Origin of the sequence: Cloacibacterium normanense (genome assembly GCF_002943105.1) — a bacterium.
Lineage (GTDB): Bacteria > Bacteroidota > Bacteroidia > Flavobacteriales > Weeksellaceae > Cloacibacterium.
This window is the reverse complement of sequence record NZ_PTPZ01000002.1, coordinates 480,483-504,214: the sequence shown is the minus strand read 5'-3', so window position 1 is coordinate 504,214 and position 23,732 is coordinate 480,483. Positions and strand designations below refer to the sequence as shown.

Here is a 23,732-nt window from a genome sequence, read left to right as displayed (position 1 = left end):
TAGATTTTATTTTCAAAATATTGAAAATCAATATATTAAATTTTTCCATTCTATGATATTTCTAAAATTGCGCTCAAAAAAGTAATTTTTGTAATCCCCAAATTTTGAAGCTAGAACGAAATCTCCGCCCCAAGCTCCCAAACTTTTAATGAAACTTGGGCAGTCTTGAAAGTGTTTTTCTTTGGCAGTTTTCATTCCTAAAAATTCACTTAACTTACTCTCATGCAACATCATAAGGTTAGAAAATTCTTCCAAGGTTTTACATTGTAGTACTTTTTGAGTAATTTCTGAAAAGTCAGTTCTTAAATCTAAAGATTTTTTTTGAGACTGAAAAGCTCTTATTCCTTCTCTGCTATCTTGCTTTTGGTTTAAATGAATGAAGATTAAATCATCAGTAAAACTAGGATTGAATTCTACTCTTTCTACTTTTCTAGGGCTATTTTGATAAAGAATGACAGACTTTTCTTGAGCCACAGCTATATCATAACCACTTCCACCCAAAGAAAGTTCATTAAGAAGAAAAGCATCTATATGAGACCACTCTGCTAAATTATTCATCAACGTAGAGCTACTCCCCAATCCATAATTCGCGGGGAACTGTAAATTAGTAGTAATCTTATACGTAGAATCGCTATGAAATTTTTCTGTAGAAAGATTTTGGACGATTTGAAGCACTTTTAGAATAAATGCTGCGCTTTCAGGAAGGTTGGTTTGTACAATTTTCCAATTTTTATAATCTATTTGGATAGAAAGCCAAGGTTTGTTCTCATGTAATGCCTCCCAAAAAACCATGGAAGCACCATCTTTTTCTTCTTCGTAATAAAAATCTTGCCCCAATTGAGTAGGTACTGCTAAAGCTAAAGCTCCATCTAACACAAAGTATTCTGAAGTAATCAGTAATTTGCCTGGTGAAAATATGTGATTTTTCAAAGGATTTTATTTTTAACAAAAATAAAAAAGAAAAAGCCACAAAAAAATTTGTGGCTTACTTTATTTTAAATTGCAGATGCAACTGTTACTTCGGAGTTAATCTTCTTTATCAGTCCTTGCAAAGTTTTTCCTGGCCCTACTTCTACAAAATTTGATGCGCCATCTTTAATCATGTTTTGTACAGACTGTGTCCATTTTACAGGTCCTGTTAATTGAGCAATCAGATTTTTCTTAATTTCATCCGGATCTGTAACAGCAGTCGTTGTAATATTTTGATAAACCGGAATGGTCGCTTTTCTAAATTTTGCATTTTCTATTGCCGCAGCTAATCTTTCTTGAGCAGGTTGCATTAAAGGTGAATGAAACGCACCATTTACTGGCAAAATTAATGCTCTTTTTGCACCAGCTTCTTTCATAGCATTACACGCTTCTTCTACCGCTTTGGTTTCACCAGAAATCACCAATTGTCCCGGACAGTTGTAATTCGCTGGAACTACTACTCCACCAATTGACGCACAAATTTCTTCCACTTTAGCATCATCTAAACCTAGAATTGCTGCCATAGAAGATGGATTAATATCACACGCTTCTTGCATCGCCAAAGCTCTTTCTGAAACCAATTTAAGTCCGTCTTCAAAACTCAAAACTCCATTAGCAACTAAAGCAGAGAACTCTCCTAGAGAATGTCCTGCTACCATTTGAGCTCCTGTTCCGTCAATTGCTTTTACAGCAGCTACAGAATGAATAAATATTGCTGGTTGAGTAACTTTTGTTTTTTTAAGATCTTCATCAGTTCCCTCGAACATGATTTTTAGTATATCAAAACCTAGAATTTCATTACTGAAATCCATGAGGTCTTTAATTTCTTTTCTACTATCATAGAGTTCTTTTCCCATTCCTACGAACTGAGAACCTTGCCCTGGAAATACAAGTGCTTTCATAATTTTTTTCGATAAAATTTGAGTCTTATTCTTCTTTTGTTTAGTATTAGTTTTCGCTATTAAGGAACTAATCTCACTACTCTGTAACCCTGGTTCACGTATGCACCGTTTTTGTTTCGTACAAATTCAAACTTGGTAGCCAATTGAGTCTGAGTTTTATTCATTTGCTTAAACAATTCTCCCTTGCTGTTTTCTCTGGTCAACATATCATTCACTACGTCAAAACCAATTACAGCATACTTAGAAGGTGCTTTGCAATATTTTTTCTTATAATCTGCGAGAACTTCTTTTTCGAAGTCACCGTCTGTGTTTATTTTTCTATCCATCAAATACACCAAGCTCGCATTGCTGAGTTCGGCAATATTTTTTTCAAAAGATGGATGATAATACATACTGAATGATTTCATTCCGCTGGTTTCTTTAGCCAAGTCAATAATTCTTTTTGAAAAATCACTTCCTGCATCATCATTATCATTCGCCAAAATCGCAATTACAGGAGCAGTTTGACCAGTCATCATATTCGTATCTAACTGAATATCTGCAGAAGAATTTACTACGGTGATGTTTGCATTTTTCAATTGACCTTCTAATTGTTTTTTCATATAATTGGCATACGTTTTATCAGAATCTGCCACGATATATATTTTCTGGTCAGAATAAGCCAAAGAAACTTCCTTTACAATTCTGTCTGCAAAAACACTTTGTTCCGTTTCGATAATTACTAAATTGCTATAATTTCTAAGCTCTGGAGAATTTGCAAACGGAGCTACCACAGGAATTTTTTGAGTTTTTACATAGTCTAAAACTTCTAAAACATTTGACTTGAAAAACGGCCCTATGATTAAGTCTGTATTATTTTGATTGATTTGAGTAAGTGAATTTTTAAAACTTGCCTCACTTCCTGCGTCTACTACTTTTACGTCTAGTTTTTGACCTGCTTTAGCATTTCTTTCGATGGCTAGTTTTGCACCCGTTAAGAAATCAGCAGCCATACTTCTGTATTTACTATCACCATCATCAAAACCGAATGGCAACATTAAAACTACATTTAGTTCATCACCAGATTTTTTAACATAACCCGCTTCTAGCTTCTTCACTTTTAGAACCATTCCTGGTTTTAAACCTTCTGAAAGTTTAGGATTAAGTTCTAGCAATTGGTCTAGCGAAACATTAAATTTATTAAGAATTCCGAAAACAGTATCGCCACTCTTAACCGTGTACGTTTGGTATTCGTCTGCAACTACATTTTGAACTTCTGCTTTCTCGGTTTTCTTATCTTCTTGCCAAGTTACGGTTTCTTTAACCTTAGAATTTTGAGGTTTTTTCACATTAATGACTTCGCCGGGTTGCAATCCTTTTTCTTCTAAACCAGGATTGATGGCAAATAATTCCTCTTGAGTAAGGTTAAAACTTTTGGTAATTCTGTAATAATTATCTTTTGGCTGAATTACATAAGTTCCTTCATCTGCTTTTGGCTTTTCTACTGCCTTTTCCACAGGTTTTTCTACTGGAAATTCTGTTTTTACAAATGCATTTTGATCTGCATATTTTTTGATATTTTCAGCAGGCAAAGTTACCTCGTCACCAATTTTCATATGCTGGTCTAAGTTAGGATTCAATTTTCTTAAATCCGTTTCAGAAATATGATATTGTTTGGTAATTCCGTAAATCGTTTGCTTCGGTTGAAGTACAATTTTGCCTAATTTTTGATTGGTAGTAGCCACCGCTTTTTCAGTAGTTTTTACAACTTCTGAGTTTTTCTTAGTGATGATTAAAACATCTCCAATCGCTAATTTACCCTCCTTGATTTGAGGATTTAGCTTCGTGAGTTCGTCCAGTGTTACGCCATATTTTTTAGAAATATTATATGGAGTATCACCTTTTGCTACAGTGTGTGTTTTCTGTGCAAAAGCTACAAAACCTATTAACGTATATATGAATACAAGATATTTTTTCATCCTCGTTATTTAAGTTACAAAATTAATGTTTTTCGGGCTAAAATTCGCTAACAATTAAGACAGAATTTAAAACCTCCATTTCTTGGTAACAATTTTCGAGCCATTTTTCGCCATTTTCTGCGAAAAAGACACTGAAATTGAGGCTTCTTTCTTGCCAATTATTAGCAGGGTGAATTTCTGAATACAAACGCTGAAGATAATCTATTTTATCTGCGTGAAGAATTTTTTCTGCACGTAACAATCTTTTCTTAAATTTCTGATAAGACTTCAATTGTCTCGTTTCTTCTGCTTCTACCATATTCTTAAAGGTAACAGCGGTAAGTGAAGCTTTATTTTTTAAAATTTCAAAATTTTCTTTTAGTAATTGCTCTCGGCTTTCTAAATCAGCATTCAATTCTGATTCTTTCAGCAATTTTTGATTTAAGAATTTCTGAAAATCCCCCAAAAAGTCTTGTAAGGCTACTCCAGATTTTTCTATTTTATCTAAAGTTTTCTTTCTTAGGAACAACATAGAGTTTCTCGGAACCAAAAGAGGAAATTCTACCCCAAATTTTTCAAAAACCTTTGGCATTTCTAACCAATACATGATTTCTGCATTTCCACCAATGTAAGCAATATTGGGCAAAACTTTTTCTTGAAAAACAGGCCTTAACAAAGCATTTGGCGAGATTTTAGACCAATCTTCTGCCAATTCTTCTAAAGTAAACGTGAGATTTTTATCTACAATCTGAAATTGTTCTCCATCAAATTCTATTCTATTTCTGGTATCAGACAAGTAGAAAAGGTTAATTTCTCTAGGGTTTACTTGTACTTTTCCGTATTTCTCGGTTAGGAATTTTACATTTTCTTGAGAAAAATGATGTGTCGTTTGGTTCACCAATTCTTCTTTGAAGATATTTTGCATTTGATTTTTGAGCAAAACATCGTCTCCATCTATCATTAAAAGTCCAAATTCCGCAAAAATTTCTTGAACCAAAATCTGAGTAGCTTCGGTAAAAGTTCTTCCTTTTTGATAAGCTTTTTTGGCAAGAAGAATAAGCTGCGTTCCGAAAACATCATCTTTAAACTCTTTTTCGAATTCTTCTAAAAAACTATTGTCTTCTATAATAATTCTGCCAACTGCACCACCAGAACTTCCTTTGACTTGATAAAATCCATTTGCAGTTTTGAAATGATTAATCTCCTCAAAATCGTGGTCTTCTGTTGCCAACCAAAAGATAGGAACAAAATTTTTATCTGAATTTTGAGTTAAAAAATCAGCTGTTTTTATGGTTTGTAAAATTTTGTAAACAAAAAAAACTGGCCCAGTAAACAAATTCAGTTGATGACCTGTGGTTACAGTAAAAGTATTTTCAGATAAGAGCAAATCTAAATTCTGCAATTGCTTAGTACTTAAATCCCAATGCTGATGCTGCGCTCTAAGAACTTCTACCAATATTTTTCTTTGCTCTAATGTATAATTTTTTATTTTTTTTTCTGCTTGTAACAGTGCGTTTTCTAAGGTAAACTGATATGCAGAAAACTGCGGAATCTCTTGTTGAAGAAAGTCCTTGATTAATTTCGGAATGGTTTCTAAATCTTGAAACGGAAATTTAAACTTCGGCATGAAGCAAATTTAGTGAAATAAATACCAAACAATTCCTAAATTCAATCGAAAATCATAAATAGGATAATTGGGAGCAGCGAATGATTTGTTTTTCATGAAAGTAGTGTTTACATGCTGCGCTTCTGCATAAATAAGCATTCTTTTTACCTTCATGTTAAAATAAGCATCTGCAATCGGTTGACCACCAATAGAAGCCGTATTTGCAGAAACTGCAAATTCATTGAGTACTGGGAAATATTCTCTGGAATTAAATTTCGAGAAATAATACACTTTTATTCCGGTTTGAATTTCTGCAGCATCTTTGAACGCTTTTGCTTGGTAATAAGCATTTAATCTCCCGATAAAACTAGGCATTGGGTAAAGATTTTTCTCAGACAAAGCAGATTGGAAAAGCAATTTGGTGTTGAAATTAAGCTTCCAATAAGAAAAAGTAGCTTCGCCACCGATTTGAGAAATATTGAGTGATGACTCGCTTTGCTTTGGTTGATAATCAGCACCGATATAGGTGTAATTTTCTATTCTAAAATAATTGGCAAAAACTGAACTTTGGAACCAATTCAGATTGACTTTACCTCCGATTTCTAAAGTGCTTTCGTTTTTAGCGTCTAAGAAATTATAATTGAAATTTTGGTAAAAAGATGGATTGATTAAATAGTTGAAACTCGGTTTAGAGGTTTGTAAATTTACATGAGCATCTAAAATATAATCTTTAATAGGTTCTAACTTCAAATTGTTTTCTGAACGAAGGAAGTTGCCAAAAGTACTTCCGTTAGAATATTCTAGATTAGATTTTAAATCCACCTTGTCCCATAATTTGATTTCTAAATTCCCTACTGCTCCAAATCTGTTTTCTTTATTATCTAAAGGAATACTAACACCAACAATGGCTGGAAGTTCTTTGTCCGTTCCTAAATTAATCATTTGGTGACGAACTCCTGCTTCTAATTTGAAAGTAGGTTTATCAAAAAGCAAGGTAAATGTATTGCTTAGATTTTTAGAAAATTTGTAAGCAGACATTCCATAATCTTCTACAACATCTGAATTATAAAACGACTCAGAACCTTGTTGCTTGTACCAATATTTATTGGCTTGATGGAAAATAGTATGTCTTACTTTAAAAGGATATTTCTCTGAATTGACAAACTGAAATTCCTGAGAGAAATAATATCTTCTGTACGAAAATCTAGAATCTGTAGAGGTAAGATTTACCGCAAGGTTTTGCCTGTTATTAAAACGAGTGTCATCTCCCAAGAAGAGACTTAAATCTTCTATTCCACCATTTTCTTCGTTGTTTACATTCTGGTGAATGTAATGTGTGAAAAATCGATAACGATTGTTCTTAGAATTAAAACGAGAAGATAAAACGAAATTATTAGAAGCTGCTAATTCTCTTTGGTAAACACCTTGAGAACGTAATCCCATATATTCTAAAGCTACGTTGAAATTTTTTCCTACGTTTTGAGTATAAGTAGTTTTCAAGGCTGCTCCTTGTTTCATCGCATTATGGTAGATGAAAGATGTGGTAGGCGTTTTTACATCATAATATTTAACATCATCAATTCCTAGAATAAAATGTGACTTTCGAGTAGGTAATAACGCTAAGTTTTGTTCTTTATTGACATGAAACATTAAATCTTGAAATCCAGAACCAATGTTGGCAAATTGGATTTTACCGAAATTGTCTTGGTTATTGTATTGTGTAAATTGATAAGATTTGTCAATAGTAAAAACTGTATCAAAAATTTTCTTTTCAGAAAACTGAGTATAATGCTGGTAGTCATTTATGGTTGGTTTAAAGATTTTCAAAGAATCTTTTCTTCCTTTGTCAACAATCAATGTATCCGTAGGGACATTGCTATCTGTTTTATTGACAATTTGCGCTCCAAAAAAATGTACTGCAAAAAATATGATGAATAAGATGTATTTCATTTTAATATTTTGAAGTACAAAAGTAAGGAAATTAAAAGAATAAAGTTACCCGATTTTATTTTCAAATTTTAGTCTCTACAAATTAACTCTTTTAAAATAATTTATTTTTGAAATAATCTTTATTTTTTTTTTATTATTAATAAATAGAATTTACATTTGTAATGGTAATAAAAAAAATTAATATGAAAATAACATTTTTTATGCTATTTATAGCAAATACGGCTTTTTCACAAACAGATGCTCTAGGCATTATAAGTAATGACGCTAATTACAGTAGAGTTATTAATCAAAATAATCTAGTTGACAAAAAAAACGAAGTTAAAATAGAGGGTTCACCTTATTTATTTAATGAGTATAATTTATCTAAAATAGGAGATTACAAAGATGAAATCAATATAAAATACAACATTTTCAGTGATGAAGTCGAATTTGTAAAAAATGGTCAACTTCTAGCCCTTAATAAAACACCAGACCTATCTAAGATAAGATTTATTAATTATAATACCATCCTCGTTTTAAAGGAAATAAATGGTAATAATGGTTATTACCTCGAACTTTTTAATAATAATGGAAGACAATTACTTAAAAAACTGAAAATACGCTTAGAGAAAGGGAGAACTTCACAAAATTCTTATGATCTGGATAGAAATTCTAGATATATTGAAGATGAGCCAATTTATTACTTTTTTATAGAAAATAATTTAATTGCATCCAATAAATTAAAAAAAATAGAAGGAGATTTAGAAAAAAAAGGATATAATATCAAAGAAATATTAAAAAAAGAAAAACTAAGTATTAAAAAAGATCAAGATTTAATAAAACTAATAAATTTAATTAATAAATAAAAAAAACCACTAGATTTCTCTAGTGGTTTTTTTTATTTATTAATTATTTATAACCAGGATTTTGAGTAATAGTTGGATTACCTTGTACCTCATTTCTAGGAATTGGTAGTGTAAACCTGTAATCAGTAACTGGTAAAGTTGTAGGTACAGTAGATACATCATCCGTAGGATGTCTATCAATAGATTTATTGGCCAAAGCTCCTAATCTCTTTAAATCAATATATCTATGACCTTCAAAAGCTAACTCTACTCTTCTCTCAAGCAATATATCAGAATATGCCTGAGCAGCAGAAGTATATGTAGGCAAAGTCACAGGACCTAAATAATTTCTCTTGTCTCTAATCTGCTTAATGTATCCTGCTGCTGTTACAAAGTCATTTTCAACTACAGCACATTCTGCAAGAATTAAGTACATTTCAGAGAGTCTGAAAACTTTTTCATCATTTCTTAATGGGTTAGTTCCTTGATATTTACCTGGATATTTATCAATAACCAAAACATCTGAATTTTTATAGTCAGGATTTGTAGCATAATTAGCGTCAATTTTAGATGTAGGATCTACATATATATATCTTCTAATATCTCCAGGGGTTGAATCTAAAATATTAAATAAGTTTCTTCCCATATCATAAAGAGGACTACCTCCCAGAGTTGAATTATTGGTATTAAAAATAGTTCCAATGTTAGTCCATGAACCTGAAGTTGGTCTACTTAAAGCAAAAATAATTTCTCCTCTTTCTTTATCATTATACATTTTTGCAATAGCGCTTGTAGATGCATAAGAATTCAAGCTGGCATGCCATGCAGAAGATCCTGGTGTAGAGGTTGGTAAAGTATTAACACCTACTAAGCTTAATCCAGACTCATTAATTACTTTAGTAGCGAATTGCTTTGCAAGTGCATGTTTTCCTCTGTAAAGGTAATATCTTGCTTTAAATGCATTAATGAAATTTTTTGAAATATAAAAATAATTAGTATTATCTACTAAGTTAGTATCAGCAAAACTTAAATCACTATCAATTAAAGCAAAAATTTCAGAGTTTTTTACTCTAGGTAATTTTTCATCATTGACTGGTACCTTTGTAGTTAATATAACGCCTAATGCGTCATCATTTTTCAAATCAGTAGAGAAATAAGTTTCTAAAGTAAAATAGGCAAAAGCTCTAATAACTCTAGCTTGGGCAATTACAGAATTATATGTAATTTGTTCTGCACTTGTTGCTGGCGTAATAAGTTCAGCTGCAGCTAATAATCTGTTTACTCTATTAATAGTTGCATAATTAGACAGCCATAAGCTACTAGACGTAGCATCCGAAGGATCTAAGAAAAACTGATGCATCCCTGGTGTTAAAGTAGAATTCGCCGATCCCAAACCAGTTTCGTCTGTAAGGAAAGCAGAAACTGTAACTGGTCCTGTATTACTCATAGTTGTATAAACATCACCGAACAAATATTTTTGCAAATCAGTAACACTTTTGAAAGTTTGTTGATTATTAATTTCTCCATCTTGTACTATATCAATTGCGTCTCTACATGAGTTAAAAAAAGATAATGTTATCAAAGAAATTAATGATATTTTGATTATATTTTTCATAATTTAAAAGTTAATTAGAATTCAATATTTGTTCCTATAGATACTGTCCTAGGGTTAGGATAAACACTCAAAGGGAAAGTACCTAAACCTTCGGGATCGAATCCTTTCCATTTAGTCCAAACTGCAAGATTTTCTCCTTGAACATACACTTTAAGTGATTTAACAAAATTCCCTTTTAATAATTCTTTAGGTACAGAATATCCAAAAGAAAGAGTTTTAAATCTTAGGAAAGAGGCATCATATAAAAATCTATCTGATGTAGAAGATCTTAAAGGAGCAGTCAATGATGGAATATCTGTAATAGTGTTAGTAGGAGTCCATGCATTTAATAAATCTGCAGAAACATTAAAGCCAGATGCCATATATGATGGATTATACGCCCAAATCATCTGGTTATCAATTCTCCATAAATCAGCTTGGAATGCGAAAATCGCATCTAAGAAAAATCCTTTATATTCAGAATTTAATCCAAATCCTCCTGTATATTTAGGGAAATAGTTTTTACCCGTTTTAACTCTATCCGCATCAACTGGATTTTCAGTAAGGTTTCCATTTGCATCTAAGAATTGTTCATTACCATTTGCCGGATTTACACCTACATATCTCACTAAATTCCATTGGTTAAGAGTACCTCCAACTTCATTAATCAATGACCCAGTTAATACTGGAACAGCTAAGTCAGTAAGGGTATTTTTATTATAAGCCCCATTTACAAATAAACTAAATCTTAAATCTTTTGTATTTGCTATGTTATATCTTAGAGCAACTTCTACACCTTCATTTTTCAATCCTCCTAAATTACCTCTATAATCATAGAAACTTGTAATTGCAGAAGATTTAATGTCGTTATAAAGCTTATCTGTTTGCTTTCTATACACATCTACGTTACCTTCTAATTTATTAGAAAAAACTTTAAAATCAAGACCAATATTTGCCTGTGTTACCTCTTCCCACTGAAGTGAAAGGTTTCCAATACTTGAAACAGCATATCCTACATTATTATCATACCCATTATTAACAGTATTAAGATCTCTAACAATTTGGGTTCCTAATAGCATAGCATTTGAACCAGCTGCAGGTGCAACTACGTTAGCATTTCCTTGAGTACCATAAGAGGCTCTTAGTTTTAATAAATTAAAAACAGAACCTTCCATGAAATTTTCTTTATCTATATTCCATCTACCAGCTACTGACCAGAATGTTGCCCATTTATTATTCTCTGCAAATCTATAACTTGCATCTCTTCTCAAAACCGCACCAAAACCATATTTAGATTTATAATCATAATCTAAAGTTCCGAAGAAAGCTAAAGCTCCTGCATTAACTTTTTGAGCTGATACAGAAGGAACATATTTATTTGGATCAGCTGCATTATAAGGGACATATCCCGTACCCGCACCTAAAGCCCAGTTAAGTGGATTTAACCCATTTTGGGTTCTAGAAGAGAATAGATAATGAACCTTTGTATATTCTAAATAAGCCCCTAAATCTATTTGGTGATCTCCAAATGTTTTAGAATAGTTAGCACTTGTTACAGAATTAAAGTTAAACTCTTTACTATTACTTATAGTTTCAAAACCACCATATTGAGTAGAATTACTAGCAGCTACTACTTGCGCTAAATAAGACCAAGGTGCTCTAGCGTTCCATTGATCTGTATTCTTAAAATCCATACCCGATCTATTTGTTAAAGAAAGATCGTCTGTAATTTTGTAAGTAGTAGTTGTACTTGTAAATATATTTGTATCAAAAATTCTGTTTGGAATATGCCCTGTTTTTAAAACATCTTCTAAAATATAAACAAAGTTACCTACGCCTCCAGAATTTGTTCCAATAGTATTAAATAAATCTCCTGGGTTCTTGAATCTATTTGCCTCTAAATAAGGAAGTGCCATCAAAGAACCTAATAATGGATTCTGAACTGTGTTACCATTAATTCCAGAATTAGTTTCTTGATTTAATTGATTTCTTTTAGAAAAAGCTAATCCTACTTGTGCATTAAAAGTTAACTTATTATTAGAAGACTTTGCATTAATATTATTTCTCAAAGTAAATCTTTGAAAATTTGTATTTGGAACTAAGCCTCCTTGCTGGAAATAACCTAATGAAGTATAATTGCTCAAATTTTCTCCACCACTGGAAATTGTAAGATTATGCTGCTGAGTAAGGTCCGCATTAAAAAAAACATCTTTCCAATTAGTATCTATTGGATAGTCTGCAATTTGAGCATCTGTTAAAGTCCTACCTAACAAAACATTTCTTCTCTTTTGAATTGTCAGCAACTCTCTAGCATCCGCAATGTTGTATCTATTATCTGGCATGAAGCTTACCCCTGTAGTTCCCGAATAAGTAAATCTAAACCCTGAACCGAATTTGGCTTGTTTTGTTTTTACAACCAAAACTCCATTTGCGCCTCTGTTACCATAGATAGATGTTGCAGCAGCATCCCTCAAAATAGAAACAGATTCTATGTCTTCAGGATTTAAGTTTCGAAATTGATTTGCGTTAGTAGGAACCCCATCAATTACTACTAACGGCTCTGTACTTGCATTAATAGAAGAAATACCTCTAATAATAACATCAATCCTTGCACTACCTGGAGAGCCAGAGTTAGATGCAATTGTTACACCAGGAGCAGAACCTTGAATGGAATTGAGAAACGAAACATTTGGACGACTATCTAATACATCCGCAGTGATCGTAGTATTCGCAGATACATCCTTAGGTTTAGTTGAACTTTTGTTATAACCTAATATTACAACTTCGTCAATCTTTTTTTCTCCTAAAGAATCTTTTTTCTTTTGCGCCATAACAGTTTGTCCTCCTATAAAAAATAGAGCACCAACTGTTAAAACTTTTAATTTTACATTCATATTAACAATATTTAATATTTTAATAAACAAAAATGTTAATAAATTTTAACATAGCCAAATTTTAAGTTAAATAAATAATATTATATTTTATCATTTTAAACAACATATTTATCTTTTATTAAAAAGTGTTCATAAAAATTTTATATAATTAATGATTTTTAAATTTATGTTTTTTTAAATGTTAATTTTTTCAAAAAAAAATAAAAAAATGAATTTTATTTAGAATTAATATAAATAACAGGGTTGGCAATAAAAAATCCCGATTTTACTCGGGATTTGCTATTGTAAATAAACTATTTAAGTTTTTTCTTTACTTCTATTTCTTCATAGACTTCTAAGATATCACCTACCTCTATGTCATTATAGCCTTTAATGTTAAGACCACACTCATAGCCCTTGGTAACTTCTTTTACATCATCTTTGAAACGTTTTAGAGATTCTAATTCACCATCGAATTTTACAATTCCATCGCGTAGAAGTCTAATTTTAGAATTACGGGTTACTTTTCCGTTTAGAACCATACAACCAGCAATAGTACCCACTTTAGAAATCTTGAATGTCTCTCTGATTTCTACATTTCCTATTACTTGTTCTCTGATTTCTGGAGAAAGCATACCTTCCATCGCTTCTTTTACATCGTCTATTGCTGCATAGATAATAGAATAAGTTCTGATTTCTATTTCTTCTCTGTCTGCCAATTCTTTTGCGTTAGCACCAGCTCTTACATTAAATCCTATCATAATAGCATCTGATGCTGCAGCTAATAATACGTCTGACTCAGTGATTTGACCAACACCTTTGTGAATAATATTCACGCTGATTTCAGCAGTAGAAAGTCTTTGTAACTGATCAGAAAGCGCTTCCACAGAACCATCCACGTCTCCTTTTAGGATAATGTTCAATTCTTTGAAGTCTCCTAGAGCAATTCTTCTTCCTAATTCATCTAAAGTAAGGTGTTTCTTAGTTCTGATGGTTTGTTCTCTCTGTAATTGTTCACGTTTGTTCGCAATAGATTTCGCTTCTCTTTCGTCTTCGTAAACTTTAAATTTATCACCAGCAGTTGGCGCTCCATCTAAACCTAGAATCGTTACAGGAATAGAAGGGCCAGCTTCAGTAAGTTGTCTTCCTCTTTCATCTAACATGGCTTTAATCTTACCATGGTTTTTACCCGCTACTACATAATCTCCTACTCTAAGTGTACCAGCTTGTACCAATACTGTAGAAACATAACCTCTTCCTTTATCTAAAGATGCTTCAATGATTGCACCACTTGCATTTTTATTAGGATTAGCTTTTAGCTCTAACATTTCTGCTTGAAGCAATACTTTTTCTAATAATAAATCTACATTATTACCAAATTTCGCAGAAATCTCTTGAGCTTGTACACTTCCTCCCCATTCTTCAACTAGAATATTCATTCCAGAAAGTTGTTGACGAATGTTGTCTGGATTTGCATTCGGCTTATCTACTTTATTGATTGCAATAATCATAGGAACACCAGCAGCTTGTGCGTGAGCAATCGCTTCTTTGGTTTGTGGCATTACATCATCATCCGCAGCTACTACAATAATTACGATGTCGGTAACTTGTGCACCTCTCGCTCTCATCGCTGTAAAGGCTTCGTGACCAGGTGTATCTAAGAATGTAATTCTTTGTCCTCCCTCTAATTTCACATTATATGCACCGATATGCTGCGTAATACCTCCAGATTCCCCAGCAATTACATTGGTTTTTCTGATGTAGTCTAATAATGAAGTTTTACCGTGGTCTACGTGTCCCATTACGGTCACAATCGGAGCTCTTGGCAATAAATCTTCTTCGGTATCTTGTACTTCCTCTTCAGATTCTGCTTCTAAATCTGCATCTGCAAATTCTATTTTGTAACCAAATTCATCAGCCACCAAAGTAAGAGTGTCTGCTTCTAATCTTTGGTTCATGGTAACCATTACACCTAAAGAGAAACATGCAGAAATTACTTCTGTAGCACTTACATCCATTAAAGATGCCAACTCTGAAACAGTGATAAATTCAGTAACACGAAGTGTTCTGTCTGCTGCTTCTAGTTCTTGCTGTAATTCATCCTGCTCTCTACGGTAGGTTCTCTTTTCTTTTCTATATTTAGAACCCTTAGATTTACCTCCTTTATTCGTTAGTTTTTCTAAAGTTTCTTTGATTTGGTTTTTAATTTGTTCATCAGAAAGTTCTACAGGCATCACTTTTTCTCTGCCTTTATTAGCACCTCCTTTATAATTAGGGCTATGAGGTCTGTTTCTGTTCGCTCCGCCTTGGTTATTGTTTCCTCCACCTTGGTTCGGACGATTGTTATTATCTCTGTTAAAAGGTTTTTTATCGCCTCCTTGTTGGTTATTGTTACCACCACCTTGACCTTGTTGGTTCTGTCCTTGTGTAGGAGCCGGACCATTATTAATTCTCTTTCTCTGCTTCTTCTTATTTGGGTCTGGTTTAGAAGGTCTAGTTTGGAACTGAGAAAGGTCTATTTTCTCTGTAGAGACAATTTTTGGACCATCTAGTTTTTGATAAACCGTTTTAATTTTTTCAGGCTCATCAAATTTAACAGAAGTAGTTTCTTCTTTTACTGGAGCTTTTGGTTGCTCTTTTTTCACTTCTGGCTTTGGAAGTTCTTTTTTCTCAAATTTCTGAGCCTCTTGTTTAGGTTTTTCTTCTTTTTTAGGAGAAGGTTTTGGTTTATTAGATTCTATTTTACTTAAATCAATTTTATCCAAAACTTTAAGTTCCACAGGTTCCTCTTTTTTAGGCTCTTCTTTTTTAACTTCTTCCTTTTTAGATTCCTCTGGAGCGATTACTGGCTCTACAGCAGGAACTTCTGCCTTAGGTTTTTCTAATTCTATTTTACCCAAAACTCTAGCCTCACCGATAGATGGAGCTTTCGCTTTGATCACTTCTGGTTTTTTAGGTTCAATTTCTAATTTTTCTTCTGGAACTTTAGAAATCACTACCTCATGAGAAGCTTTACGCTGTTCACTATCTCTAGCAAACTCCGCTTCTAATGCTGCATATGCCGCTTCTTCTAATTGAGCGTTTGGATTGCTTTCTACTTCGAAGCCTCTTGATTGTAGAAACTCTACTAATCTAGACATCGAGATATTAAATTCCTTTACCGCTTTATTTAATCTAATTTTTGGCATTGATTGTAAATTGCTTTTAGGCTATTAAGCCAAATTATTTTTGTTATAAAATTAAAGATATTAATCTTCGAATTCTGCTTTTAGAATTCTTTTTACTTCTTCTATCGTTTCTTCCTCTAAGTCGGTCATGTTTACTAGCGCTTCTGTATCTTTATCTAAAACACTTTTCGCCGTTTCTAATCCTACTTTCTTAAACTCAGCAATAATCCAAGCTTCGATTTCATCATCAAATTCTGTTAATTCCACATCATCATCTGCTTGTTTTTCTCTGTAAACATCTATTTCAAAACCAGATAACCAAGATGCCAATCTAATGTTTTGCCCTTGTTTACCGATTACTTTAGAAATTTCTTCTACTGGCGTGTAAACGAGTGCGTAGTTTTCATCTTCATTGATTTCTACTTTATTAATCGTCACATTACCAAGTGCTCTCTTCACAAGAATTTCTGAATTTTTAGACCATTGAATAACGTCTATATTTTCATTTCTCAATTCTCTTACTACACCATGAATTCTAGAACCTTTCACCCCTACACAAGCTCCAACCGGATCTATTCTATCATCATAAGCATCTACAGCGATTTTCGCTTTTTCACCAGGAATTCTCACTACTTTTTTCAAAATAATAGTACCATCTTGAATTTCTGGAATCTCAAGTTCTAATAACTTTTCTAGGAATTTAGGAGCTGTTCTAGAAACAATAATTTGAGGCTTAGAACCTTTGAAATCTACCGTTTCAATTATCGCTCTTACATTATCTCCTTTTCTGAAAAAGTCAGAAGGAATTTGGTTTTCTTTTGGTAAAATGTATTCATTTCCTTCATCATCCAACAAAATTACATGTTTGTGACGAATATGATGTACTTCACCAATAGCCAATTCACCAATTCTATCTTTAAATTGCTCATAAAGCATTGCATTGTTATGCTCTTGCAATTTAGTTGCTAGAATTTGCTTAAGGGTTAATATATTTCTTCTTCCCAGTTGTGCTACAGGAATTTCTTGAGTATATTCTTCACCTACTTCGAAAGTAGGGTCTATTTTTTTCGCTTCTGAAATTTCTATTTCTAAATCATCATCTTCTGACATTTCATCTTCCACAATTGTTTTATTTAGAAATATCTGAAAATCTCCTTTATCAGGGTTTACAATCACGTCAAAATGGTCATCAGAATCATATCTTTTTCTCAAAAGAGTTTTCAATGAATCTTCAATGATGGCCATTAAATCAATCTTACTAATCCCTTTTTCGTCTTTAAAATCACCAAAGGATTCAATCAACGCTAAATTGTCCATTTTAATTTTTTTATATTAATTTTAATGTTATTTAAATCAGTTTTAGCCCTAAAAAGACTAAAATTTAATGACTACAAGAGCCTTTTTTATCTCAGTGTAAGGAATTTCTTTATTCTCTACCACATCTTCTTTTCCCTTCCCTATTAATTTAGGCCTTCTGTATCTTAATACAACGGTTACTTTTTCATCATCTACCGCTACTACTTCACCTTGTATTTTTTCATCAGAATTCAGAAGCAGCTCTATCTCTCTGCCCATGTTTTTCTTAAACTGACGAGGAAGTTTCAACGGCTCACTTAATCCAGGACTCATGACTTGCAAAGAAAAATCATGCTCTTCTCTGTCAAGATTAAATTCTACTGCTCTACTTGCATCAAGACAATCCTGAAGACTTAAACCTTCATCTCCATCTAAAATTACCGCAATATCATCTCCTGCAGAAATCTTTAAATCAACGAGATACAGGTCTTTTCTAGTTTCTAAAAACTCATGAACGAGTTGCTCTACTTTTGCTCTAAAATCCATAATCACATTTGAGGTTACGCTACGAAAAAAGGCTTTCTTTCGAAGCCTTCTCATTTCTTTTCCGTAAATCCGAGGCAAATATACATAATAATTTTGAATTTTGCAAAGATTGTTGGTTTTCAAAAGATTAAGAATTTACCCTAGAACTCAAAAATTCATTAACTTTGCATAAATTTTAAATACCAATATCTACAATTCAAACAAAAGTTTAAGACAAATTATTTATCCCCCAAAAAAACATACAATTTATATTTAAATAAGAATAAACATCAATATAAACCATGAAAAACATCATCATAACAGGAGGTGCGGGATTTATTGGTTCACACGTAGTTCGTGAATTTGTAAAAAACAATCCAGAATATAATATCATTAACCTAGATGCTTTAACGTATGCTGGAAACCTCGAGAATTTAAAGGATATAGAAAACGAACCCAATTATTTTTTTGAGAAAGCAGATATTACCAAACCTGAAGAACTCAGAAAAGTTTTTGAAAAACATCATCCTGATGCAGTTATTCATTTGGCTGCAGAATCTCACGTAGACAGAAGCATTACAGACCCGAACGCATTTATCAACACCAATGTTTTTGGAACAGCAAATCTTCTGAATTTATGTAAAGAATTTTGGGCGCTCAATCCAGAACATACCCACGGAAACTTTCCTGAAGGAAAAAGAGAAAACCTTTTTTACCACGTTTCCACTGATGAAGTTTATGGCGCTCTTGGTGAAACTGGTTTTTTCACAGAAGAAACTTCTTACGACCCGAAATCTCCGTATTCTGCAAGCAAAGCAGCTTCTGACCATTTCGTGCGTTCTTATGGAAACACTTACGGTTTGCCTTTTGTAATTTCTAATTGTTCTAACAATTACGGCCCGAATCATTTTCCAGAAAAATTGATTCCGCTTTGTATTCATAATATCATCAATGAAAAACCATTACCAATTTATGGCGATGGAAAATACACCAGAGACTGGTTATATGTAGTAGATCATGCTAGAGCAATTCACCAAATCTTCCATGAAGCGAAAACGGGAGAAACTTACAATATTGGTGGCTGGAATGAATGGCAAAACATAGATTTGATTAAAGAACTCATCAAACAAATGGATGCAAAATTAGGAAAACCAGCCGGTTATAGTGAAAAATTGATTACATTCGTAAAAGATAGACCAGGTCACGATAAACGTTATGCGATTGATGCAACAAAATTGAACAAAGATTTAGGCTGGAAACCAAGTGTAACTTTCGAAGAAGGATTAGCGAAAACCATCGATTGGTTTTTAGAAAATGAAGAATGGCTAAATAATGTAACTTCTGGAGATTATCAAAAATATTACGAAAAACAATATCACTAAAATGAAAGGCATTATCCTCGCGGGAGGTTCAGGAACCAGACTCTACCCACTTACCATTGCAGTAAGCAAGCAACTTATGCCTGTTTATGACAAACCCATGATTTATTATCCGCTTTCTGTATTGCTTTTGGCAGGGATTCGTGAGATTTTAATCATCACCACACCTCAAGATCAAGAAAGTTTCAAAAAATTATTGGGAGATGGTTCTTCTATTGGCTGTAAGTTTGAATATAAAGTTCAGCCTTCTCCAGATGGTTTAGCTCAAGCTTTTATTTTAGGAGAAGAATTCATCGGCGAAGAATCTGTTGCCTTAGTTTTGGGAGATAATATTTTCTACGGAAGTGGTTTACCTCAACTTTTAGAAAGCAAAACAGACGTAAAAGGCGGTTGCGTTTTCGCATATCAAGTTTCTGACCCAGAAAGATATGGTGTAGTAGAATTTGATGAAAATTATAAAGCTGTTTCTATTGAAGAAAAACCTCAACAACCGAAATCTAATTACGCAGTTCCAGGTTTATATTTCTATGATAATCAAGTGGTAGAAATTGCCAAAAATCTGAAACCTTCACGAAGAGGAGAATTAGAAATTACCGATGTTAATAGAATTTATCTAGAAAAAGGAGAATTAGAAGTGGGCGTAATGTCTCGCGGAACAGCTTGGCTAGATACGGGAACTTTTGACTCGCTACACGAAGCTTCAGAATTTGTAAAAGTTCTAGAAAAAAGACAAGGTTTCAAAATTTCTTGTATAGAAGAAATTGCCTACAAGAAAGGCTTTATCAATAAAGAACAACTCTTAGCTGCTGCCGAAAAATATGGCAAAAGTGGTTATGGTGATTATTTAAAAAAAATATAAACCCTTTTTTAACAACAGTAAATGTTAAAAAGTCTTAAAGTCCTTATTTTGGAATAAAAATTGATGCTATCTATCGGAATTTAGATGTATTTAAAAATTTTTTATTCTACATTTGTAAATGAAAAATTATGGGTAAAAGCTACGAAACTATTTTCGAAAATAATAGAAAATGGGTTGAAGAAAAACTCGGCCAAGATGCTGATTTTTTTAAAAAATTAGCAGAAGGTCAAAGTCCAGAATATCTTTACATAGGTTGCAGCGACAGTCGTGCAACCGCCGAAGAATTAATGGGCATGAAACCCGGCGAAGTTTTTGTGCATAGAAATATTGCCAACTTAGTGAATACCCTAGATATGAGTTCTACTGCTGTCATTCAGTATGCAGTACAACATTTAAAAGTAAAACACATTATTGTTTGTGGCCATTATGGTTGCGGTGGTGTAAAAGCAGCGATGACGCCTCAAGATTTTGGATTAATGAATCCTTGGCTCAGAACCATCAGAGATGTTTACAGATTGCACCAAGAAGAATTAGACGCAATAAAAGACGAGCAATTGCGCTATGATAGATTGATTGAACTGAATGTTCAAGAGCAATGCATCAACGTTATTAAAATGGCTTGTGTACAAGAAAGATATATTTTAGACCAATATCCTATAGTTCACGGTTGGGTTTTCGACCTCAAAACAGGGAAATTAATTGACTTAAATATAGATTTCGAAGAAATATTGAAAAATATTCAAAAAGTTTATGACCTAACCAATTCTGATTGGGTGATGAGCAGAAAAAATAATAAAAACTTCTAAGAAAGTTTACGATATGAAGTATTTGAGCATTTTTGTTCTGGCAGTTTTCATCAATTTTACAGCTTTACCAAGTATCGCTGTGATTTTTGATTGGGAAATTCCTACGCTCAATAATAATATTTCAGAAGAAGAGGTTAAAAATAATCTCGCCAATTACAATGAAAAGTTTCCCCCAAAACCTTATAATTCTAAAGATTTTATTGGCGTTTTCTTTTCTGATAAAAAAATCAGCAAATACATCCTTAAGGACGATTCTATTCATCTAAGTCCTTTTAAATCGATATTTTCTCCGCCTCCAGAAGTTTAATTTTTAAAATTTCATAGGAAAGTTATGCCCTTTTTTCAAAAAAATGGGCTGTTCCTTGACGCTTTTTAACAAATTAAATTTTCAAACATTAGAATTGATTACTTACATCTAAGTAATTGATTGTAAATACATATCGATATTCATACAATGAAAAAAACAAACACTTTATTCGGCGGAATAAAAGAAAATATTCCTTCGGGAATTGTAGTATTTCTCGTAGCATTACCACTCTGTTTAGGTATTGCATTAGCATCTGGTGCACCACCACTTTCTGGAATTTTAGCAGGAATTGTAGGCGGACTCGTGATAGGATTCATCAGCAACTCTCCTATTTCCGTTTCTGGACCTGCTGCAGGTTTAGCAGCCATCGTTTTAGGAGCCATCACTGATTTAGGGAGTTTCGAATTATTTTTAACTGCAGGTTTAATTGCAGGTTTTATACAATTGGCACTTGGTTTTCTAAGAGCAGGAAGTATTTCTAACTATTTCCCCAATAACGTTATCGAAGGAATGTTAGCCGGAATTGGAGTTATTATCATTTTAAAACAAATTCCACACGCTTTAGGTTACGACAAAGATTTTGAAGGAAATCTTCAGATTTTTGACGGCTTTAATCTATCTGAATATTTATCAGGATTAGCAAATGCTGTTACACCAGGAGCGGTTTTAGTGACGATTATTTCCCTAGCTATTCTTATTACTTGGGAAAAAGTAAGTTTCCTCAAAAAAATTAAACTTTTACCAGGAGCCTTAGTAGCGGTAATTGTTGGGATTTTATTCAATGAAGTTTTCAGAGGAAGCGCGCTAGAAATTTCTAGAGAACATTTGGTAACACTTCCGGTTCCTCAATCAGTTGAAGATTTTAAAAACTTAATCACTTTTCCAGATTTCTCAGGATTTCTTAATCCACAAGTTTGGATTATTGGTGCAACTATAGCAGTTGTAGCTTCCATAGAAACATTATTATGTATAGAAGCTGCAGATAGAATGGACGTACACAAAAGAATAACAGATACTAACTTAGAGTTGAAAGCACAAGGTATTGGCAACTTAGTTTCTTCTTTTATTGGAGGTTTACCTATGACTTCGGTGGTAGTAAGAACTTCTGCAAATGCTAATGCTGGTGCAACAAGTAAAATTTCGGCTATTGTTCATGGTTTTTTATTGTTAGTATCTGTTTTATCTATTCCATTTTTATTGAACAAAATTCCTTTGGCGACTTTAGCAGCAGTTTTACTAATGGTAGGTTATAAATTAGCAAGCCCTGCAAAACTTAGCCATTTCTGGAGCAAAGGAAAATATCAATTTATCCCTTTCATCGCTACTATTATTGCAGTGGTAGCATTAGATTTATTAAAAGGAGTAGGAATTGGTTTAGCCATCAGTATTCTTTTCTTGCTACTTGGAAACATGAAACGTGCTTATTATTTGAGTAGAGAAGATCTAGAAAGCGCTGATGAAATCACCATAGATTTGGCAGAAGAAGTTTCATTTTTAAACAAAGCAGCCATCAAAAAAACGCTTAAAAATATTAAGCCAAATTCTAAAGTGATTATTAATGCTAAGAAAACTTCTTATGTCTCTGATGATATTATAGACTTAATCTCGGATTTTGCTAACGTAAGAGCCAGAGAAGAAGATATAGAAGTGGTTTTAGAAGGATTTAAAACTTCTTACAAAGAATATGAAAAGGACCAACATTCACACATTACCATCTCACACAGAAGAGTAATTTAAAAAAATATCATAACTTCATACCTATTAAATTAACATTGTGTCCTTTTCGGAACCAAACTTCAGCGTTCCGAAAAGGTTTTTAAAAAATTAAAAGAAAAAATTATGAAAGCACATACTTCAGAAACTCAATCTACGATTACCCCAGAAAAAGCACTTCTTTTTTTACAAGAAGGAAACCAAAGATTTGTAAACAATCTTAAAGTAAACAGAAACCTACTAGAGCAAGTAAACGATACCAGAGAAGGACAATGGCCTTTTGCAACGGTACTCAGTTGTATCGACAGTAGAACTTCTGCAGAACTTATTTTCGACCAAGGTTTAGGTGATATTTTCAGCATCAGAATTGCAGGAAATTTTGCCAATCAAGATATTTTAGGCTCTATGGAATTTGCTTGTAATGTAGCAGGTTCTAAATTGGTAGTGGTTTTAGGACACACCAAATGTGGCGCTCTAAAAGGTGGATTAGATGCTCCGCAAATTGAAGGACTTGGAATGGATAATCTTAATCACCTTATCTATCATTTCGAGCCTTGCATACACGAAATCATCAAAGAAGGAGAAGAACGTTCTTCTAAAAATGATGATTTATTAGATAGATTAACGCTTTGTAATATCAAAAAAACCATCGAAGATATTCGTCACCAAAGTTCTACTTTAAGAAATTTAGAGAAAGAAGGAAAGATAAAAATTGTAGGTGCAAATTACGATGTGGAAACTGGAGTTGTAACATGGCTCTAGTTTTTGCGACTAATATATAACACAAGCGAGAATTTCTTCATATAACTTTGATTTTTAATTAACACTTTCTCGCTATAGCCCCTTAATTAGGGGCTTTTTTTGTACTTTTGATGAAATTTTCACCCTCTTGAAAAACATATCTATAATTTGGTTCTCCCTACTTTTCTATTTCTGCGGAATAGAATTGGTAGTACTTTTTACACAACCAAGCCTTTTTCTAGACCTCATTTTTTTTGGAGTCCGACTTTTATTTTTAATTATTT

At 32.8% G+C, this 23,732-nt stretch carries 17 protein-coding genes; 7 read left to right on the top strand and 10 right to left on the bottom strand.

The genetic code is table 11. The annotated features are described in order from the left end of the window. Positions 1-27: 27 nt before the first annotated feature. From C3729_RS05335 to C3729_RS05315, 5 genes are all read right to left on the bottom strand, one after another. On the bottom strand, positions 28-930 hold the full coding sequence (locus tag C3729_RS05335; protein WP_104793196.1) for a GYDIA family GHMP kinase: 903 nt from the start codon (positions 928-930) through the stop codon (positions 28-30). Between the two features lie 65 nt (positions 931-995). After that, complete coding sequence (gene fabD, locus C3729_RS05330) at positions 996-1,871, bottom strand: ACP S-malonyltransferase (RefSeq protein ID WP_104793195.1); 876 nt, start codon at positions 1,869-1,871, stop codon at positions 996-998. A 59-nt stretch (positions 1,872-1,930) separates the two neighbouring features. Then, positions 1,931-3,829, bottom strand: a complete 1,899-nt coding sequence (locus C3729_RS05325) for a LysM peptidoglycan-binding domain-containing protein (RefSeq protein ID WP_104793194.1) — start codon at positions 3,827-3,829, stop codon at positions 1,931-1,933. A 37-nt stretch (positions 3,830-3,866) separates the two neighbouring features. Continuing rightward, positions 3,867-5,435 (bottom strand): bacillithiol biosynthesis cysteine-adding enzyme BshC, encoded by a 1,569-nt coding sequence (gene bshC, locus C3729_RS05320; RefSeq protein ID WP_104793193.1) that lies wholly within the window; start codon positions 5,433-5,435, stop codon positions 3,867-3,869. 9 nt (positions 5,436-5,444) lie between these two features. After that, entirely contained in the window at positions 5,445-7,364 is a 1,920-nt protein-coding gene (locus tag C3729_RS05315; RefSeq protein ID WP_104793192.1) for a putative porin, read from the bottom strand. Positions 7,365-7,546: 182 nt separating this feature from the next. Here C3729_RS05315 and C3729_RS05310 point away from each other — a divergent pair, with 182 nt between their 5' ends. Then, positions 7,547-8,209, top strand: a complete 663-nt coding sequence (locus C3729_RS05310; RefSeq protein WP_133159942.1) for a hypothetical protein — start codon at positions 7,547-7,549, stop codon at positions 8,207-8,209. Between the two features lie 43 nt (positions 8,210-8,252). On the opposite strand, the gene C3729_RS05305 is transcribed toward C3729_RS05310, so the two are convergent. The 5 genes from C3729_RS05305 to rimP all read right to left on the bottom strand — a co-directional run bounded on the left by C3729_RS05305 (position 8,253) and on the right by rimP (position 17,664). Next, a complete protein-coding gene (locus C3729_RS05305) occupies positions 8,253-9,635 on the bottom strand; it encodes a RagB/SusD family nutrient uptake outer membrane protein (RefSeq protein WP_411266651.1) in 1,383 nt (460 codons plus the stop codon). Positions 9,636-9,817: 182 nt separating this feature from the next. Beyond that, a complete protein-coding gene (locus C3729_RS05300) occupies positions 9,818-12,676 on the bottom strand; it encodes a SusC/RagA family TonB-linked outer membrane protein (protein WP_104793189.1) in 2,859 nt (952 codons plus the stop codon). Between the two features lie 293 nt (positions 12,677-12,969). Beyond that, positions 12,970-15,843, bottom strand: a complete 2,874-nt coding sequence (gene infB / locus C3729_RS05295) for a translation initiation factor IF-2 (RefSeq protein WP_104793188.1) — start codon at positions 15,841-15,843, stop codon at positions 12,970-12,972. A 60-nt stretch (positions 15,844-15,903) separates the two neighbouring features. Beyond that, entirely contained in the window at positions 15,904-17,139 is a 1,236-nt protein-coding gene (nusA, locus tag C3729_RS05290) for a transcription termination factor NusA (RefSeq protein WP_104793187.1), read from the bottom strand. 57 nt (positions 17,140-17,196) lie between these two features. Then, positions 17,197-17,664, bottom strand: a complete 468-nt coding sequence (rimP, locus tag C3729_RS05285; RefSeq protein ID WP_104793186.1) for a ribosome assembly cofactor RimP — start codon at positions 17,662-17,664, stop codon at positions 17,197-17,199. Positions 17,665-17,945: 281 nt separating this feature from the next. On the opposite strand from rimP, the gene rfbB reads away from it, so the two are divergent. From rfbB to C3729_RS05255, 6 genes are all read left to right on the top strand, one after another. After that, positions 17,946-19,025 carry a dTDP-glucose 4,6-dehydratase gene (gene rfbB, locus C3729_RS05280; RefSeq protein ID WP_104793185.1) on the top strand — a complete coding sequence of 360 codons (1,080 nt, stop codon included), beginning with the start codon at positions 17,946-17,948 and terminating at the stop codon, positions 19,023-19,025. Between the two features lies 1 nt (position 19,026). Next, complete coding sequence (gene rfbA / locus C3729_RS05275; RefSeq protein WP_104793184.1) at positions 19,027-19,881, top strand: glucose-1-phosphate thymidylyltransferase RfbA; 855 nt, start codon at positions 19,027-19,029, stop codon at positions 19,879-19,881. Positions 19,882-20,009: 128 nt separating this feature from the next. Beyond that, positions 20,010-20,687, top strand: coding sequence for a carbonic anhydrase (locus C3729_RS05270; RefSeq protein WP_104793183.1), 678 nt, complete (start codon positions 20,010-20,012; stop codon positions 20,685-20,687). Between the two features lie 13 nt (positions 20,688-20,700). Next, positions 20,701-20,994, top strand: coding sequence for a hypothetical protein (locus tag C3729_RS05265; protein ID WP_069800120.1), 294 nt, complete (start codon positions 20,701-20,703; stop codon positions 20,992-20,994). A 147-nt stretch (positions 20,995-21,141) separates the two neighbouring features. Next, positions 21,142-22,731, top strand: a complete 1,590-nt coding sequence (locus tag C3729_RS05260) for a SulP family inorganic anion transporter (protein ID WP_104793182.1) — start codon at positions 21,142-21,144, stop codon at positions 22,729-22,731. A gap of 102 nt (positions 22,732-22,833) precedes the next feature. After that, positions 22,834-23,469: a carbonic anhydrase gene (locus C3729_RS05255; RefSeq protein WP_069800117.1), complete on the top strand. Its 636-nt coding sequence runs from the start codon at positions 22,834-22,836 to the stop codon at positions 23,467-23,469. The last annotated feature ends 263 nt before the right edge of the window (positions 23,470-23,732 follow it).

What these genes read in the sequence shown, in the direction of transcription:
- rfbA (WP_104793184.1), top strand. Translation starts at nt 19,027, where the DNA reads ATGAAAGGCATTATCCTCGCGGGAGGTTCAGGAACCAGACTCTACCCA.
- C3729_RS05270 (WP_104793183.1), top strand. Translation starts at nt 20,010, where the DNA reads ATGGGTAAAAGCTACGAAACTATTTTCGAAAATAATAGAAAATGGGTT.
- C3729_RS05300 (WP_104793189.1), bottom strand. Translation starts at nt 12,676, where the DNA reads ATGAATGTAAAATTAAAAGTTTTAACAGTTGGTGCTCTATTTTTTATA.
- C3729_RS05255 (WP_069800117.1), top strand. Translation starts at nt 22,834, where the DNA reads ATGAAAGCACATACTTCAGAAACTCAATCTACGATTACCCCAGAAAAA.
- rfbB (WP_104793185.1), top strand. Translation starts at nt 17,946, where the DNA reads ATGAAAAACATCATCATAACAGGAGGTGCGGGATTTATTGGTTCACAC.
- rimP (WP_104793186.1), bottom strand. Translation starts at nt 17,664, where the DNA reads ATGGATTTTAGAGCAAAAGTAGAGCAACTCGTTCATGAGTTTTTAGAA.
- C3729_RS05315 (WP_104793192.1), bottom strand. Translation starts at nt 7,364, where the DNA reads ATGAAATACATCTTATTCATCATATTTTTTGCAGTACATTTTTTTGGA.
- bshC (WP_104793193.1), bottom strand. Translation starts at nt 5,435, where the DNA reads ATGCCGAAGTTTAAATTTCCGTTTCAAGATTTAGAAACCATTCCGAAA.
- nusA (WP_104793187.1), bottom strand. Translation starts at nt 17,139, where the DNA reads ATGGACAATTTAGCGTTGATTGAATCCTTTGGTGATTTTAAAGACGAA.
- infB (WP_104793188.1), bottom strand. Translation starts at nt 15,843, where the DNA reads ATGCCAAAAATTAGATTAAATAAAGCGGTAAAGGAATTTAATATCTCG.
- fabD (WP_104793195.1), bottom strand. Translation starts at nt 1,871, where the DNA reads ATGAAAGCACTTGTATTTCCAGGGCAAGGTTCTCAGTTCGTAGGAATG.
- C3729_RS05310 (WP_133159942.1), top strand. Translation starts at nt 7,547, where the DNA reads ATGAAAATAACATTTTTTATGCTATTTATAGCAAATACGGCTTTTTCA.
- C3729_RS05325 (WP_104793194.1), bottom strand. Translation starts at nt 3,829, where the DNA reads ATGAAAAAATATCTTGTATTCATATATACGTTAATAGGTTTTGTAGCT.
- C3729_RS05265 (WP_069800120.1), top strand. Translation starts at nt 20,701, where the DNA reads ATGAAGTATTTGAGCATTTTTGTTCTGGCAGTTTTCATCAATTTTACA.
- C3729_RS05305 (WP_411266651.1), bottom strand. Translation starts at nt 9,635, where the DNA reads ATGAGTAATACAGGACCAGTTACAGTTTCTGCTTTCCTTACAGACGAA.
- C3729_RS05260 (WP_104793182.1), top strand. Translation starts at nt 21,142, where the DNA reads ATGAAAAAAACAAACACTTTATTCGGCGGAATAAAAGAAAATATTCCT.